The sequence below is a fragment of the Streptomyces sp. NPDC058576 genome (assembly GCF_042718715.1).
Lineage (GTDB): Bacteria > Actinomycetota > Actinomycetes > Streptomycetales > Streptomycetaceae > Streptomyces.
The window spans coordinates 95572-109945 of sequence record NZ_JBHXPF010000023.1 but is presented as its reverse complement, the minus strand read 5'-3'; the positions used below and the strand labels follow the sequence as shown (position 1 = coordinate 109945).

Sequence of the window (14374 nt, the reverse complement as noted above, 5' to 3'; positions counted from 1 at the left end):
GTTTTGTTTTATATTACACGGCTCCTGAACGCCCGGGGGGGGCCGGGTGGTGTCACCACCGGCCCCGGGCCCGCCGTCGTTAGCGGTGGTTAACCTCTAGCCATGACTGTGACTCTCGAAGTACGCGACGGCGTCGGCACCCTCCAGCTCGACCGGCCGCCCATGAACGCCCTGGACGTGGCGATCCAGGACCGGCTGCGGGAGCTGGCCGAGGAGGCGACCCGGCGGGACGACGTGCGGGCCGTGATCCTCTACGGCGGCGAGAAGGTGTTCGCGGCGGGCGCGGACATCAAGGAGATGCAGGCGATGGACCACACCGCGATGGTCCTCCGCTCCAAGGGCCTCCAGGACGCCTTCACCGCCGTTGCCCGCATCCCCAAGCCGGTCGTCGCCGCCGTCACCGGTTACGCGCTCGGCGGCGGCTGCGAGCTGGCGCTCTGCGCCGACTTCCGGATCGCCGCGGACAACGCCAAGCTCGGCCAGCCGGAGATCCTCCTCGGGCTGATCCCGGGCGCCGGCGGCACCCAGCGGCTCGCCCGGCTGATCGGCCCCTCCCGGGCCAAGGACCTCATCTTCACCGGCCGCATGGTCAGGGCGGAGGAGGCCCTGACGCTGGGCCTGGTCGACCGCGTGGTCCCGGCCGCCGAGGTCTACGAGCAGGCGCACGCCTGGGCCGCCCAGCTGGCCAAGGGACCCGCGCTGGCGCTGCGCGCGGCCAAGGAGTCGATCGACGCCGGTCTGGAGACGGACCTCGACACCGGGCTCACCATCGAGCGGAACTGGTTCTCCGGACTCTTCGCCACCGAGGACCGCGAGCGGGGCATGCGCAGCTTCGTCGAGGAGGGGCCGGGCAAGGCCACCTTCCTCTGATCCGTAGGTCGGATGACCCGTGACCCGTAGTCAGGTCGGGGCCGCCCGTAGTCGGGTCGGGCGGTCCGGCGCGGGGAGTTCATCCGTCAGGGCGGATTATCCGGGCCTTAAGGCAACCTTAAGGCCCGACGCCGTCGCCGTCCGGGCAACCCTGGTCGGGCCGGGCGTCGCCGCAGCTCAGGTGGGTCGTCCGGGGTGCTGTGATGCCAAGGGCATATGCCGAAAGCCTCCTGCGAACCCGGCTGTCCGGGGGTGCGGATTCCCGTGGAACCGCCCCGGAGGGCGATCCGTGCGGCCATGATGGTGGGCATGGCGGGCCTGGAGGGTGTGGATCAGCCGCGACCGCGCAGCAGCGCGACGGCGGCACGCAGTTCGTCGATCGTGGATGACGAACAGGCGTTCAAGGCGCTGGAGTTGTTCGGAAATCCGACCGAGGGGGAAGTCCGGCTGCCGTCCCGCCCGGAGTCGGCGGCGACCGCCCGTCGGCTCACCTCCTGCGTCGTGCTCCGCCAGTGGGCTCTCTCGCCGCAGACCGCCGAGTACGCGGTGCTCCTCGTCTCCGAGCTCGTCGGCAACGCCGTACGCCACACCGGGGCCCGGGTCTTCGGATTACGCATGGTGCGCCGCCGGGGCTGGATCCGCGTCGAGGTGCGCGACCCCTCGCGCGGACTGCCGTGCCTGATGCCGGTGCGCGAGATGGACGTCAGCGGCCGGGGGCTCTTCCTCGTCGACAAGCTCTCCGACCGCTGGGGCGTGGACCTGCTGCCGCGCGGCAAGACCACCTGGTTCGAGATGCGGATCTCCGACCGCTGACCGCTGACCACCGAGTGCCGACACGCAGAAGCCCCCGGTCGGCCGGGGTGCGGCGCTGCGGGGGCTTCTGACGGGGGCCGTGAAATGGGGGGTGTGTTCACGGCCGCTCTTGACGACCTGGCCCGGGTCAATGGGGGTCGTGGGTCCGACTATGGCAGACGGGCGACCTCGGTGCCAAAGCGGCTTTCCGGTCTATTACGGTACTAATCGGGCAATCTTTGGCTGAATCGTAGGTGTGCTCGGTCACTCGCCTGGCTTTCCATGCATCTTTATGGAGACGCCTGAATGATTCACAGATCAATCCGGTAATTGGTCAATCGTCACATTCCGCCCCTTCCGCCTCTACTGTGTCCCGGGGAATCCGTGGAACACGAGGTGGTCGGGCATGGACGGACGGGGCGCGGCGGTGCGCCGACGCCAGGCGCTGGGAGCCGGGGCCGGGCTGCTCGGGGCCGCCCTCACGGCGGGTTGCGGGCCGGGCGGCGGCGCGACCGGGGCCGCCGGGGGGCCCGGCACGAGCGAGGCCGCCAAGGGGCCCGCTCCCTCTCCCGGCCACGTGCCCCTGGCCGCCGCCCCGCGCCGCTTCCCCGGGCTGCCCCCTCTGATCGCGCACGGCCCTCGCGACCGGCCCCGCGTCGCCCTCACCTTCGACGGGCGGGGCGACCCGGACCTCGCCCGCACCGCACTCGCCCGGTGCGAACAGGCCGGGGCCCGCGTCACGGTGCTCGCGGTCGGCGCCTGGCTCGCCGAACACCCCGGCCTGGCCCGCAGGATCCTGGACGGGGGCCACGAGATCGGCAACCACACCGAGCACCACCTCGACCTCGCGGCCCTGGACGAGCGCGCGGCGTACGAGGAGATCGCCGCCTGCGCCCGGCGGCTGCGCCGGCTCACCGGGTCCATCGGCGCCTGGTTCCGCCCCTCGCCCACCGCGTACGCCTCCCCGCTCGTCCAGCGCCTCGCCCGGCGGGCCGGCTACCCCCATGTCCTCGGCTGCGACGTCCAGTCGCTCGACCACGCGGCCACCCGCGTCGCCGCCGTCACCCGGAAGGTCGCCGGGGAGCTGCGCAACGGATCGGTGGTGGAGCTGAGCCTCGGCCGCCCGGTCACCGTCGACGCGCTGCCGCTGCTCCTCGCCGAGATCGGCCGGCGTGGACTGCACGCGGTGACGGCCACGGAGCTGATGGACCGACCGGCCGCCGACGTCACCCGGACGGCCCGATAATCTGACCCCTGACATTCGGCATCACGAAGGGGCGGAACAGTGGCGGACATCGAGTCGGCGCGCACGGTATTCGACAGGTTCGACGCGAACGGCGACGGGCTCATCACGGCCAACGAGTACAAGAGCGCGATGGCCCAGCTGGGCGACCCCTTCGTCACCGAGACGGTGGCGCAGGCGATCATCAACGCCCACGACGGCAACGGCGACGGCCTGCTCACCTTCGACGAGTTCTGGGCCGCGCAGAACAAGGCCTGACCCGCCGCGCGGCGTCCGGTCCCGCGCCGTCGGGGGCCGGCCGCCGCCGGGTACGCCCGGAGGCACCCCCTTCCGGGTGCTGACGGCCCTCCCGCCCACCGTGCGCGGCTTGCGTGATGTCCGCCGGACCCCCGCCGACCCGGCCGCGCCGCGAACAGGACGGTGCGGAGCGGTCTCGGCGATCCTCACCGTGGTCCCCGACCCGCACTGGTCGCTCAGGCCCTAGTCCCTGTACGGCTTCCAGCCGCGCAACTCGTCGTCGCGCGGGGCCAGGACCAGTTCCGGTGCCCCCGGGCCGAAGACCGTCACGGGCCGCCGCGCGTCCCAGGACGGCCACCCCGGGTCCCCGCCCGTCGCGAAGTCCACCCACGCCCGGTGCATCGCGTCCGCCAGTTCCTGCGGGGCGTCCGGGCCGGTCAGCGCCTGTGTGTCGGAGTGGGCGAGCGTGTCGAAGACGAAGCCCAGCTCCAGCGCGTGACAGGCTCCGAGCCGCTGTACGGGGGTGGGCCAGCCGAACTCGTACACATACGTGGCACCGGGCGCCTCGCTCCGGGCGTCGGCCAGTCGGTTGAGCGGGACCCGCAGCAGCAGGTCCGTCGCGAGCGCGCCGAGGATCTCGCCCGGCGTGGCGTCCGGGCGGTTGGCGCGGTAGGTGCGGGCGGTGGCCCCGGGCACCCGGAACTTCAGCAGGGCCAGGCGCAGCTTCAGCCGGCTGATCCTCTCGGTCAGGCCGCCGGGCACGAACCAGAGCCGGTACTCCTCGGTGTTCGTCCCCAGCAGCAGGTCGATCCCGGCGGACGCGCCCGCATGCAGCGCCGCCACCGGGTCGTGCGGCAGTAGATCGCCGTCGACGACCAGGTGGAAGGAGTGGCGGCCGGTCAGCGGGTTCCCGCCGCTGGTGACCTCGGTCTGGGCGGTGAGCAGCGCCTCGGGGTCCACGGCGGCCAGCGCGGCGGCCGTGGCCGGGACGCCGAGCCGCTTCGCGATCAGCTCGGTCGTCCCGCGTGCCGCGTCCGGGGGCAGTGCGGCGGGCGCCCCGCTCCGGAGCACCGCCCGCCGGAACAGTCCCGCCGAACGGGGCGCGGCCAGCAGCCCGGCGATGCTGATCGCCCCCGCCGACTCCCCGGCCACCGTCACCCGGTCCGGGTCGCCGCCGAACGCCGCGATGTTGTCGCGCACCCACTCCAGGGCGGCCAGCTGGTCCAGCAGGCCCCGGTTGGCGGGCGCGTCCGGGAAGACGCCGAAGCCCTCGACGCCCAGGCGGTAGTTGACGGAGACCAGGACCACCCCGTCCCGGGCGAACGCGGACCCGTCGTACACCGGCACCGCCGACGATCCGTGCACCAGCGAGCCGCCGTGGATCCATACCAGGACGGGGAGCCCGGCCCGGTCCGGCCTCGGCGAGGGCGTCCACACATTGAGGTTGAGCCAGCCGTCGCCCGGCACGGCCGGATCCGGCAGCAGCCGGTCCAGCGGCGGGGCGTAGGGCCGCTTGGGGGCCGTGGGACCGTACGCCACGGCCTCGCGCACCCCGGTCCACGGCTCCGGCGGCTCGGGTGCGCGGAACCTTCGCGCGCCCACCGGCGCAGCCGCGTACGGGATGCTGCGGAAGACCGCGACGCCCCGCTCCACCGCACCGCGCACGGTGCCGTGGCCGGTCGCCACCTGCGGGGAAGTCCCCGCCACGATGTCGGTCATGGTGCGTGCCAACCTCTCTCGCGGTGCGGTGGTCCGGGAAGCTGTTTCCGACAGACCGGCCCGCCCGTCGTCAGGGCCGGGCGGCCCTTCGTGCCGACGACGACGATCTTGACCGAGTGCTTGGCGGCCGCGGACCACGACGTCGTCCAGATCGCTTCCCGGTACGTGGTGGTGGAGGACTTCGGGTCCACCGTGGCGGCCTTCTTGCCGTCGGCACAGACGTATGCCTGCCCCGAAGGGGCGGTCCGCGACACCCCCGGGCGGCTGACCGGCCGGTGGGGCGACCCGGGACATGCTTGCGGTGCACCGTCTGCCTGCGGCCGGGGACGTCCTGCGTCGCCCCCGCGGGGTCCGGGAGGTGATCCCCGGGCCCCGTCGGGGGCGCGCCGGCTCAGGCGGCGAAGTACTGGGACAACGAGTCCCGTTCGTCCAGCTCCACCAGGTCCGGACGGGTGTAGCGCTCGGCGCGCGCATGGTAGTCGAAGTCGCCCCGTACGAGCCCCCGGTAGTCCTGGACGCAGCGCTCCAGCGCCGTCCGGGTCGGTCCGGTGATGCCCGCCGCCTCGATTTCCTCGATCAGTTCCTTTTCCGCCCGCTGCACCCGCTCGGCTATCCGGGCCAGTTGGATACCGGCCTCGTCGACGGCTTCCTGGAGCGTGGATCCCCGGTCGCGCTGAATCAGCCGTACGGCGTTGTGCTCGTACCCGAGAGCGGCTTCCTTCTCGAAGGAGCAGATGTCGTTGCAGAGCCCCGAATGGTCGGTGACCGCGTTCCGCAGGGCGATATACGCGGGGAGGCTGCGGGCGGATTCCGGGAGATCGATTCCCGCGGTGATCTCGTGCAGGCAGAGAAACGGCTGCATGGCGACCGAATCCCGCCGGTGCTTGGCGAATTCGGCCCGGCTGGGCACCTGGCCGGCGGCCCGCTCGACGGCCTCGGCGTAGTACGTCCACAGCCAGGCGGCGGTGTCCCGCCGGAACTGCCGGTTCCACTGCGGCGACCGCCCGCGGCAGGTCCGGTCCCGCAGCCCGGCGAGCGCCCGCTCCATCGGCCCGTTCGGCGCGGCCCCGTCGAAGACGTCCACCAGGCGGGTGATCGCGTTCTCGCACATCCGCGGATCGCGTCCGGCCGGACCGTCGTCGAACTCGTCGTCCACCAGGAAGGCCCAGAAGAGCCATTGACAGAACAGGTCGAGATGTTCCTGCGTCGCCTTCGGGAAGATGAGGGATATCCACAGTTCCGGGCGGGTCCGGATCATTTTCCGCCGGGCCGGGACGGACAGGTCGAGTCCCTCGGATTCGGCCCATTCCCAGGCCGCCTCCCGGGTTTTCGCCAGGCCTGGATTGCACCCGGCACTCTGGAACGGCATATGAAACGCCGGTAACGTGATCTGGCTCATTGCTGCCCCTCGTCTGATGAATACGGGCGGACGATGTGAACGGCGTATTCCGGCTGATCGAGCAGGGGACGGGCCCGCGCCGGGAAGCGGCGGCCGAGAGCCCGGAGGCCGGGCGGCCGGGCGACCGTACGAGGTGGGAGGGCCATCGCTGTCCTCCTTCCTCCGCCGGGAGCCACGGCGTCAGGGCAGGGTCGGTGAGCCGGTGGGCGAGCGCGTCACCATGTGTAATACCCAGTCAACCCCCTGTGGGGGCACCCAGGGAAGCCATTTGTGACCGGAATTGTTTGATCGACATCAACTCTCTGACCACTACTGGGTAGTTGGTGAACCACTGAGGTTCTCCGTGGCCGCAGTGACGGGGGTGCGGCCACGGGCGTCGAGTGAAGCCGGCCGGGCGACGGCGGCCGGCTCAGGTGCGCTTGAAGAACTCGACCTCGCCGACCGCGATCGACCGCCCGCCGCCCTGCCCGACCGCCTCGCGCAGTACCAGCTCGACGGAGACGACGTCACTGATGCCCAACCGTGTCTCCTGCTTGCCGGGCTTGTCGTTGTAGGTCACGGCCTTCTTGTGGACCTTGCCGTCCTTCGTGGTGACGAGCAGGTCCGCCCGGGTGGGCCGCGCGCCCCGCCGGAACTCCTGCGGCTCCTTCGACACACCGGTGTGCACCACGACGCCGACCAGGCGGAACGGCGTCCCGAAGTCGCACGTCAGCGACGTGCCGAGCGTGGGCGCGCCCCAGTACTTGTTCGTCAGGCCGTCGATCGCCGCGCTCGCCGGATGGCCGGGGGCCGCCGCGCTGGCGGTCGCCCCGGTGGGGCTGATCTCCGCCGTTCCGCCGAGCTTGTCCCGGACGTCCTCGAAGACGTAACGGCCGAACGGGAAGAACAGGAAGCCCGCGAGAACCAGTCCGGCCAGGGCCAGCACCAGCAGCGTCCGGCGCAGCGCCCGGCCCGAACCGCCCCGCACCCGGCGGCGGAACGGCCATACCGTGCGCCACCACGGCAGGGCGGCGGCCTGTTCCCGGTCCCGCAGCGGGGCGGCGCACCGCCGGCAGAACTGCCGCCCGGGCAGGTTCGGCGTGCCGCAGGCCGGGCAGGGCGGACCGTCCGGCGTCTCGTCCGCCGCCACCGGCCGCACGACGGGCCGCCGGGCCACGGGCTTGGCGGGTCGCACCGCCCCGACCGGCTCGTCCGCCCGGTCCGCCTCGGACGCGGTCCCGGAAGCCGGTGCCGGGATGCCGGGGCGTACGGGGGCGGGGGCCGGCCGTACCGGGGGCACGGAAGGGGGCGGTGGCACGGGTGGCCGCGTCGGCGCTACGGGGGTGGGTGCGGGTTCCGCCGGGGGCGCGGGAGTCGACCGGGGCGGCTTCGGCGGCAGTTCGGGACGCGCGGGGGCCTCGGGGCGAGCGGGCGGTTCGGTCCGTTCCGGGGGCGCCGGGACGGGCGCGGGCGTCGTCGGCGGCACCGGCGCGGTCACCGGCGTGGGCGTCGTCGGAGGCGGCCCGGCCGGTTCCGGCGCGGGCTCGTTCCCAGGTCCGGGTACGGGCCCGGCCTCCGCCACCGGAGCCGCTGCCGCCGGCTCGGCCACCGGCTCCGGCTCCGGCTCGGCCTCCGGTTCCGGAGCCGGCGTTCGCGTCGGCCGCACGGGCTGGGAGGACCAGCCCAGGTAGCCGCCGCAGTTGCCGCAGAAGTCGTCGGTCTCGCCGTTGGCCGTACCGCACGCCGGGCACGAACGCATCACGTCAGCCTCCTGTCTGTTCGGGCGCTTCGGGCGGGCCCGGGAGGACCTCCACCCGGCAGGTGAGGTGGACGGGGCAGGCTGCCGTGGCGACCTCCAGGACGCGGCGGGCGTCCACCGCGTCGCCCTCGCGCACCGGCCGGACCCGGACGAGCAGTTCGCCGGTCGGCGGCGGCGGGAGGGCGGCTCCCGGCTCGGCCGACCAGGCGGCGCCCCCGCCGTCCCGGACGTCCGCGTGGACTCCGCAGCACAGCCGCAGCCGCTCGACGAGACCCCGCCGGGTGCCGCGCCACCGGTGCAGCTCGACGGCGTGCGCGACGACGGCGCGGCGCAGCTCCACCGGCCACGCCGGATCGGTCTCCACGCCCACCCAGGACGCCAGCCAGGGCAGGAAGTCGGCCGGGGCCAGTGCCGGGTCGACGTAGGCGGGCAGGTTGTCCAGCGTGGACAGGACCGGGGCCAGCACCGTGTCCAGGCCCGCCGTGAACCGTTGGGCCAGGTCGTCGTCCGCGTACAGGGCGGGCAGCAGGTCGCCGATCGGGTACCGGCTGGGCAGCCCGGGTACCGCCGCCCGCGTCATACCACCTCACCGGCCCCGCTCGCGGTGACCACCACCTGGTGCTGGTGCGAGAAGACCAGGGCCCCCGGCGCCACGTCGACCCGGTCCACCGCCGCCCCGCGCCGGCCCGTGATGGGGTCCGCCGGGAACAGCCGGACGTCCTCCACCAGACCGGCCCCCTCCACGTTCTGGAGTACGGCGAAGACCTCCCCGTACTGCACGGGCCTGCCGAACGGCCACCCCTGGCCGTCCGCCCCGCCCCGCAACGGGTCGATATGGCGGAACAGCGCCTCCAGCGCCTCGGCCCGTACCCGGTCCACGTCACCGGGCGCGGCGACCAGCCGGGCGACGACCGTCACACCCTGGTAGGCGGGCGGCTCCACCACCAACCGGGTGCCGACCAGGCGCCGTTCGTCGAGCCGCTCGGTGACGGCCGCGAGCACCGCGTCCGAGGGGATCAGCTGCTCGAACCGCACCTGCCCGTCCTCGTCGGCGACCGCGTCGGGCACCACCAGCACCCGTACCGCCCCGGCCTCGCCCGGCACCGCCGGCAGGCACCGCACCCGGCGCAGGGACGGCGCGGCCTCCCGGGCGATCAGTTCGTAGTCCTCGGCCGTGACCGCCCGCTCCTGCACCCGCAGGATGTTGGGCGCGCGCACCTTCGCGTTCTCCACGGTCTCCCCGTCGACGCCGCCCGCCGCCGCCTCGCGGTTGTTCACGCTCGCGACGTACGGCACGGAACTGCGCAGCACGGAGATCGCGCCCCGGGCCACGTTCCCGGCCGACCCGCCCCCCGTGCGGTAGCGCGGGACGCGGAGCTGGGCGCCCTTCTCGGGCACCGCCCCGTACGCGCGCATCGTGCCGTCCGGCTCCCGCACCTCCGGCGGGAACGCGAACTCCCCGGCGACGGCGTCGATCCGGACATGGCGGTCACCGGGCCGGGACGCGCCGAAGTGCTCGACCGGGGTCCAGACCTGCCAGCCCTCGTCGGTCGACACCTGCACGACCGGCGGGTCCCCGTCCAGCAGCAGCGGCGCCCGGCCCACCGAGAACCGCTGCCCGGCGACGCCCTCGGACACCCCGAGGGGCACGTCGAGGACGGTCTCCGCGTGCTCCGCCGCCGCCGTGCCGCCGACCGTGAACACCTCGGCCTCCCGGATCGTCGGCGACTCCGAGTAGAACGGCTGGCCCGGCTCCGGCGCGGTCACCCGGCAGCGAAGCCACCCCGCCCGGGTCCCCGCCACGACGGACGCGGTGTGCCCGCCCGGGACGAACACGACGACCTCGCCGGGCCTGTTGAGCCCGCCGGTGCTGTCGGTCCCGGTCGCACACGTCACCCAGCGGGCCCCGTCCCACGCCTCCCACACCAGCGGCGGCTGACGCGGGTCGACGCCCACCCCCTCCACCCGGCTGTCGAGCCGGACGGCGACGATGCACCGGGGCACGGCCGTCGGCAGCCCGAACAGCAGGGCGTCGCCGGGCTCCGGCCGGGCCTGGAAGCACGGGATGTCCTTGCCCGCGCCGAGCGGTCCGGTCCGGTCCGTCAGGTCGCCCGCCACCGGCGCGGTGACCAGACGCACCAGCGAACTCGGCACGATCGGCAGGTCCTCGGAGGTGGAGAACACCACCGGCTCCTCGGCCTCACCGCGTGCCGTGGCCACCTCCGTACCGGCGGGCAGGTGCACGGTCTCCGGCTGCGGCGCGGAGAGCCAGAAGTCGATCTCGGCCCGCGCGACCGTCGGCGGGAACAGCGTCACGCCCAGTAGGTCGAGGAAGGCCGCGTAGTTCTTGTCGGGCACCCGGTTCAGCCGGTACAGCAACTGGTCGACCATGTACGCGAACGTCTCGATCAGCGTCACCCCGGGGTCCGACACATTGTGGTCGGTCCACTCGGGGGAGCGCTGCTGGACGAACCGCTTGGCCTCGTCGACGAGTTGCTGGAAGCGGCGGTCGTCCAGGTTGGGGGAGGGCAGGGCCATCAGCGCACTCCCGCTTCCGGAGAGGTCTCCGGGGACGAACCCTCGGACGACGGGATCGTGTAGAAGGGAAAGACCAGGTTGCGCAGGTCGTTGGTGGCCCGCACGGTGTAGTGCACGTCGATGTAGAGCGTCCCCTCCTCGATCGCGTCGAACGCGATCACCACTTCCGTCACCTCGATGCGCGGCTCCCAACGCTCCAGCGAGCTGCGGACCTCCTGCGCGATCCGCCCGGCCGTCGCCCCGTCACCGGGCGCGAAGACGTACTCGTGGATGCCGCAGCCGAACTCCGGGCGCATCGGCCGCTCGCCCGGCGCGGTCCCGAGGATCAGCCCGATCGCCTCCTCGATCTCCTTGTCCCGCTCGACCAGGGCGATCCCGCCCGTCGGCCCGACCCGCAGCGGGAATCCCCAGCCGCGCCCGATGAATCCGCCGCCGCTCACATCGGGCCACCGATCAGGACGTTGAACGCACCGCTGATGACGGGCGCTCCACAGGTCGTCTTGTCGCCCATCCGGGCCGCGGGCAGCCCGCCGATCAGCACCGCGCCGCCGATCGCCGCGGCCGGGTTGGGCATGATCACGTTGCCGGGCCCGAGTGCCGCGTGCGGGGGCACGACGCACCCGTGCAGGCTCCCGGTGACGGCCGCGGGCCGGCCGCCGATGAGCACGGTGGCCACGGCCACCGCGCCGGGGGGCGGGGTGCCGATGAGACCGCCGTGGGCGGTGCTGTCGCCCGTGCGGGCTGCGGGGGGCATGGCCGGGGTTCTCCTTGCTGTGGAAAGGGACTTCAGGGCTGGGGCTGTGCGTCGGGCGGTCAGTTGATCCTGATGAGCTTGGCCTTGAGGACCGCGAGCAGGCCGCCGTCGACCGTGACCCCCGTCTTGCCGTTGACGGTCACCGAGCGGCCCTTGATGGTCACGTCGCCCGTGGCGCCGGCGTCGAGCGTGATACCCGAGCCGGACAGCGTCACCGAGCTCAACTCCCGGATGCCGCCCCGGGCTTTGACCGTCAGAGTGATCTCGCCCTTCTTCTCGTCGAGTATCACGTCGAGCCGTTTGTCGCCGCTGGCGATGCGCACCCCGGACGGGCCGCGCGGGGCGTCGAGCAGCTCCAGCCGGTTCCCCGAACGGGACACCAGGGAACGGCGGTTGACCTTGCCGCTGGTGGGATCGACCAGCGGGACGTCGTGCGGTGAGGGCTTGTCGACCCCGTTGTAGAGCCCGCCGAGCACGTACGGGCTGTCCAGCAGCCCCTGCTCGAACCCGACCAGCACCTCGTCGTTGACCTCGGGGCTGAACACCCCGCCGCCGCCCTGGCCGCCCCACTGCACGGTGCGTACCCAGTCGGTGACGTACGTGTCGTCGAGCCAGGGGAACTTCAGCCGCACCCAGCCGCGTTGCCCCCGGCCCTCCTCGCGGATGTCGGTGACCACCCCGATCGCCAGGCCCGGCATGCGCGGGCCGCGCGAGGGCGCGTTCCCGCCCGCGGTCAGCCCCGACAGCGACCGGTCCGGCGACGCGCTGACGATCACCGTCGTGCGGTAGCCGATGTCCGGTTCCAGGACGTGGTGCGCGGCGGTGGCGGTGTACCGGCCGGAGAACGCGGGCCCCACGTTGCCGAGCGCCACCGGCACGCCCGCACGCAGCTTGGGGTTCCCGTACGCGACCGCCTCGACCTCCCCGAAGCCGGAACTGACGGACGCGGCGAGCGCCCCGGCCACGGCCCGGGTCTCCGCCTGGGTGCGGTACGGGGTGTCGGCGATCGTCGTCCGGGATTTCCCCCCGAACATCTTGGCCGCCGTCGACGGGCTCATCCCCGGGGTGACGGTGTCGCTGCGGACGGACTGCTGCCGGGCCACCAGCCGGGTCTTGGTGTCGACGTTCCAGCCGCGCACCTCCACGCTGTCCGCCCCGTCCGCCCCGGTCAGCACCGCGCGCAGGGCCAGCAGGTTGTTCCCGTACTCCAGGACCATCGGGTCGCGCGTGGCGGACGTCGAGGGCGAGGGGGCCGAGGAGGCCGGGTCCGGCTTGGTGAACTGCAACCGGCCCTTGTCGTCCACCCGTACGGTGGCCCCGCTCTCGGCCGCGAGGTGCTGGAGGAACTCCCAGTCCGACACGTTCGGCTGGGTCAGCTGCTTGTACGTGATCGACGCGGCCTCGACCTTCCCGCAGGGGAGCCCCGCCCCGGCGGCGACCTTGCGGACGATGTCCGCCGTCTTCATGTTCCGGTACGCCACCACCTTCCGGCCGCGCTGGAGCCGGTGCGCCTTGGAGAACGCCCGGACGACGGTGAACGACCCGGTGGTGTCGGTGTCCAGCTCGATCGCGGTGACCTCCCCGGTGAACAACCGCTCGCGGGCCGCTTCCCGCGCGGTGACCACCGAGATCTTCAGCGGGGTGCCCATGCCGATGCCGGTCTTGCTGAGGAACGTGTGATCGGGGTCCCGGTACATCAGGACGGCGGTGTCCGGCAGACCCACGTTCTCGTCGACCACACAGCTCACCAGCTGGGTCGCCCAGGCCGCGGGCAGCTCGGCGGGCGCCTCGACGATCGGGTCGGCGGCGAACGAACGGCCCGTGGCTTCCTTCCCGCTCATCGGCCCTCCTCCGCCGATCGGTCCTCCCGGCCGGGCACCAGCAGTTCCCGGCCGGGCGTCAACGTCATCGGGTCGTCGATGTCGTTGGCGCGCGCGATGGTGCGCCAGGCGGTGGCGTCGCCGTACTCCCGCCAGGCCAGCAGCGGCAGGCTGTCCCCGGCCACCACCCGATGCGTGTGCCGCGCCTCCTTCGAACCGGAGGTGGGGTTCTGGCCGGCCTGGCCGACGCTCGCCTCCTCGATCGACAGGGAGCAGGTGGCGCGCAGCGGCTTCCCGTCGACGTCGAACAGGGTGTAGGAGACCGAGAGGTTGGAGAGCACCCCGTCGAACGAGGTCGTCTTCGACGTCCCCCAGTCGAACCGCACCCAGGGGCTGGCGGGCGTCTTGCGGGCCAGGCTCTTGGGGGTGGGGACACACGCGGTCATCAGCTGCTCCACCGCCTTCTCCACGGAGTTGTCGTGGGTGGCGGTCGCGTCGAGGAAGACATCCAGCGACAGGGCCCGGGGCCCGCTGCCGACGAACTCGGGCAGCGCGGACTGCCCGGCCATCCGGGACGGCGTGCGCCGCCACTCGGTGCTCTTGCTCAGCGACAGCTGCGCGGGGTTGAACTGCAACGTGAGGCGGGCGAGCGTGCCGCCGGGCTTGGCGCCGACCGTCGACGGCGGCTCCATGATGGTCAGCTGGGCACGGGCGCGGCTCGCGCGGAGAGCGGGTGACACGGCGTTCCTCCTTCCTGTGTCCTGTCCTGTGTCCTGGTCCTGTACGGGGTCCCGCGGCGGGCGGTCAGGAGGGCTCCAGACCCTCGTGCGCGATCTCCAGCGTCTCGATCGCCGCCTGTGAGTTGGCCGGATCGAAGGACGGCCCCTGCCAGCGCACCGGCACGATGCCGTGGACCTGCCAGCTGATGATCCGGCTAAGGTCGGGGCGCAGCGCCACGATCTCGCCGTCCTTGGGCTCGACCCGCTGGATCGTCTCGTTCAGCCAGCGGGCGATCTTCATCGTGTCGGCGGTCACCGGGCGGGTCAGCGTGATGTTCGTCCAGGTGATCCGCCCCGGCAGCTGCCAGGTGAACCCGTTGTTGCCGCCCTCGGCGTACGTCTCCATCTCCACCTCGGCGCCCAGGCCCGAGCAGGTGTGGAACGCGCCCAGGTCGCTGCCGCCGATCGCGAGCTTGAAGAACACGCTCGTCGCGAAGATGTTGTCCGTCATGTGTCTCTCGTCTTCTCTGCTTCTCAGCTGTCAC

General features: G+C 73.0%; 14 protein-coding genes and 1 pseudogene. 4 read left to right on the top strand and 11 right to left on the bottom strand.

Going from position 1 to position 14374, the window contains the following annotated elements:
• The first annotated feature begins 102 nt into the window (after nucleotides 1–102).
• The 4 genes from ACFWRV_RS18475 to ACFWRV_RS18460 all read left to right on the top strand — a co-directional run bounded on the left by ACFWRV_RS18475 (nucleotide 103) and on the right by ACFWRV_RS18460 (nucleotide 3163).
• Nucleotides 103–870, top strand: coding sequence for an enoyl-CoA hydratase/isomerase family protein (locus ACFWRV_RS18475; RefSeq protein WP_384335669.1), 768 nt, complete (start codon nucleotides 103–105; stop codon nucleotides 868–870).
• Between the two features lie 297 nt (nucleotides 871–1167).
• A complete protein-coding gene (locus tag ACFWRV_RS18470) occupies nucleotides 1168–1683 on the top strand; it encodes an ATP-binding protein (RefSeq protein ID WP_384335688.1) in 516 nt (171 codons plus the stop codon).
• 385 nt (nucleotides 1684–2068) lie between these two features.
• Nucleotides 2069–2908 (top strand): polysaccharide deacetylase family protein, encoded by an 840-nt coding sequence (locus ACFWRV_RS18465; protein WP_384335666.1) that lies wholly within the window; start codon nucleotides 2069–2071, stop codon nucleotides 2906–2908.
• A gap of 39 nt (nucleotides 2909–2947) precedes the next feature.
• Nucleotides 2948–3163, top strand: a complete 216-nt coding sequence (locus ACFWRV_RS18460; protein ID WP_384335663.1) for an EF-hand domain-containing protein — start codon at nucleotides 2948–2950, stop codon at nucleotides 3161–3163.
• Between the two features lie 222 nt (nucleotides 3164–3385).
• On the opposite strand, the gene ACFWRV_RS18455 is transcribed toward ACFWRV_RS18460, so the two are convergent.
• The 11 genes and pseudogenes from ACFWRV_RS18455 to ACFWRV_RS18405 all read right to left on the bottom strand — a co-directional run bounded on the left by ACFWRV_RS18455 (nucleotide 3386) and on the right by ACFWRV_RS18405 (nucleotide 14340).
• The gene (locus ACFWRV_RS18455) at nucleotides 3386–4861 is read right to left on the bottom strand and encodes a carboxylesterase/lipase family protein (protein ID WP_384335660.1); all 1476 of its coding nucleotides are present in this window, start codon (nucleotides 4859–4861) and stop codon (nucleotides 3386–3388) included.
• A pseudogene (locus ACFWRV_RS18450) lies at nucleotides 4858–5138 on the bottom strand (hypothetical protein); the annotation flags it as partial. The gene ACFWRV_RS18455 and the pseudogene ACFWRV_RS18450, both read right to left, overlap by 4 nt.
• Before the next feature lie 114 nt (nucleotides 5139–5252).
• Entirely contained in the window at nucleotides 5253–6230 is a 978-nt protein-coding gene (locus tag ACFWRV_RS18445) for a terpene synthase family protein (RefSeq protein ID WP_384335657.1), read from the bottom strand.
• A gap of 439 nt (nucleotides 6231–6669) precedes the next feature.
• Nucleotides 6670–7998, bottom strand: a complete 1329-nt coding sequence (locus tag ACFWRV_RS18440) for a zinc ribbon domain-containing protein (RefSeq protein ID WP_384335685.1) — start codon at nucleotides 7996–7998, stop codon at nucleotides 6670–6672.
• Between the two features lie 4 nt (nucleotides 7999–8002).
• Nucleotides 8003–8578, bottom strand: coding sequence for a phage tail protein I (locus tag ACFWRV_RS18435; protein WP_384335654.1), 576 nt, complete (start codon nucleotides 8576–8578; stop codon nucleotides 8003–8005).
• Entirely contained in the window at nucleotides 8575–10536 is a 1962-nt protein-coding gene (locus ACFWRV_RS18430; protein ID WP_384335651.1) for a putative baseplate assembly protein, read from the bottom strand. The genes ACFWRV_RS18435 and ACFWRV_RS18430 overlap by 4 nt, the downstream gene beginning before the upstream one ends.
• A complete protein-coding gene (locus ACFWRV_RS18425; RefSeq protein WP_384335648.1) occupies nucleotides 10536–10976 on the bottom strand; it encodes a GPW/gp25 family protein in 441 nt (146 codons plus the stop codon). The genes ACFWRV_RS18430 and ACFWRV_RS18425 overlap by 1 nt, the downstream gene beginning before the upstream one ends.
• Nucleotides 10973–11290 carry a PAAR domain-containing protein gene (locus tag ACFWRV_RS18420; RefSeq protein WP_384335645.1) on the bottom strand — a complete coding sequence of 106 codons (318 nt, stop codon included), beginning with the start codon at nucleotides 11288–11290 and terminating at the stop codon, nucleotides 10973–10975. Before ACFWRV_RS18420 ends, ACFWRV_RS18425 begins: the two co-directional genes overlap by 4 nt.
• A gap of 59 nt (nucleotides 11291–11349) precedes the next feature.
• Nucleotides 11350–13131, bottom strand: coding sequence for a VgrG-related protein (locus ACFWRV_RS18415; protein WP_384335642.1), 1782 nt, complete (start codon nucleotides 13129–13131; stop codon nucleotides 11350–11352).
• Nucleotides 13128–13850, bottom strand: coding sequence for a LysM peptidoglycan-binding domain-containing protein (locus ACFWRV_RS18410; protein ID WP_384335639.1), 723 nt, complete (start codon nucleotides 13848–13850; stop codon nucleotides 13128–13130). The genes ACFWRV_RS18415 and ACFWRV_RS18410 overlap by 4 nt, the downstream gene beginning before the upstream one ends.
• 64 nt (nucleotides 13851–13914) lie before the next feature.
• Nucleotides 13915–14340, bottom strand: a complete 426-nt coding sequence (locus ACFWRV_RS18405) for a phage tail protein (protein WP_030079082.1) — start codon at nucleotides 14338–14340, stop codon at nucleotides 13915–13917.
• Nucleotides 14341–14374: the final 34 nt, after the last annotated feature.

What these genes read in the sequence shown, in the direction of transcription:
- ACFWRV_RS18415 (WP_384335642.1), bottom strand. Translation starts at nt 13,131, where the DNA reads ATGAGCGGGAAGGAAGCCACGGGCCGTTCGTTCGCCGCCGACCCGATC.
- ACFWRV_RS18440 (WP_384335685.1), bottom strand. Translation starts at nt 7,998, where the DNA reads ATGCGTTCGTGCCCGGCGTGCGGTACGGCCAACGGCGAGACCGACGAC.
- ACFWRV_RS18465 (WP_384335666.1), top strand. Translation starts at nt 2,069, where the DNA reads ATGGACGGACGGGGCGCGGCGGTGCGCCGACGCCAGGCGCTGGGAGCC.
- ACFWRV_RS18430 (WP_384335651.1), bottom strand. Translation starts at nt 10,536, where the DNA reads ATGGCCCTGCCCTCCCCCAACCTGGACGACCGCCGCTTCCAGCAACTC.
- ACFWRV_RS18475 (WP_384335669.1), top strand. Translation starts at nt 103, where the DNA reads ATGACTGTGACTCTCGAAGTACGCGACGGCGTCGGCACCCTCCAGCTC.
- ACFWRV_RS18455 (WP_384335660.1), bottom strand. Translation starts at nt 4,861, where the DNA reads ATGACCGACATCGTGGCGGGGACTTCCCCGCAGGTGGCGACCGGCCAC.
- ACFWRV_RS18405 (WP_030079082.1), bottom strand. Translation starts at nt 14,340, where the DNA reads ATGACGGACAACATCTTCGCGACGAGCGTGTTCTTCAAGCTCGCGATC.
- ACFWRV_RS18445 (WP_384335657.1), bottom strand. Translation starts at nt 6,230, where the DNA reads ATGCCGTTCCAGAGTGCCGGGTGCAATCCAGGCCTGGCGAAAACCCGG.
- ACFWRV_RS18470 (WP_384335688.1), top strand. Translation starts at nt 1,168, where the DNA reads ATGATGGTGGGCATGGCGGGCCTGGAGGGTGTGGATCAGCCGCGACCG.
- ACFWRV_RS18435 (WP_384335654.1), bottom strand. Translation starts at nt 8,578, where the DNA reads ATGACGCGGGCGGCGGTACCCGGGCTGCCCAGCCGGTACCCGATCGGC.
- ACFWRV_RS18420 (WP_384335645.1), bottom strand. Translation starts at nt 11,290, where the DNA reads ATGCCCCCCGCAGCCCGCACGGGCGACAGCACCGCCCACGGCGGTCTC.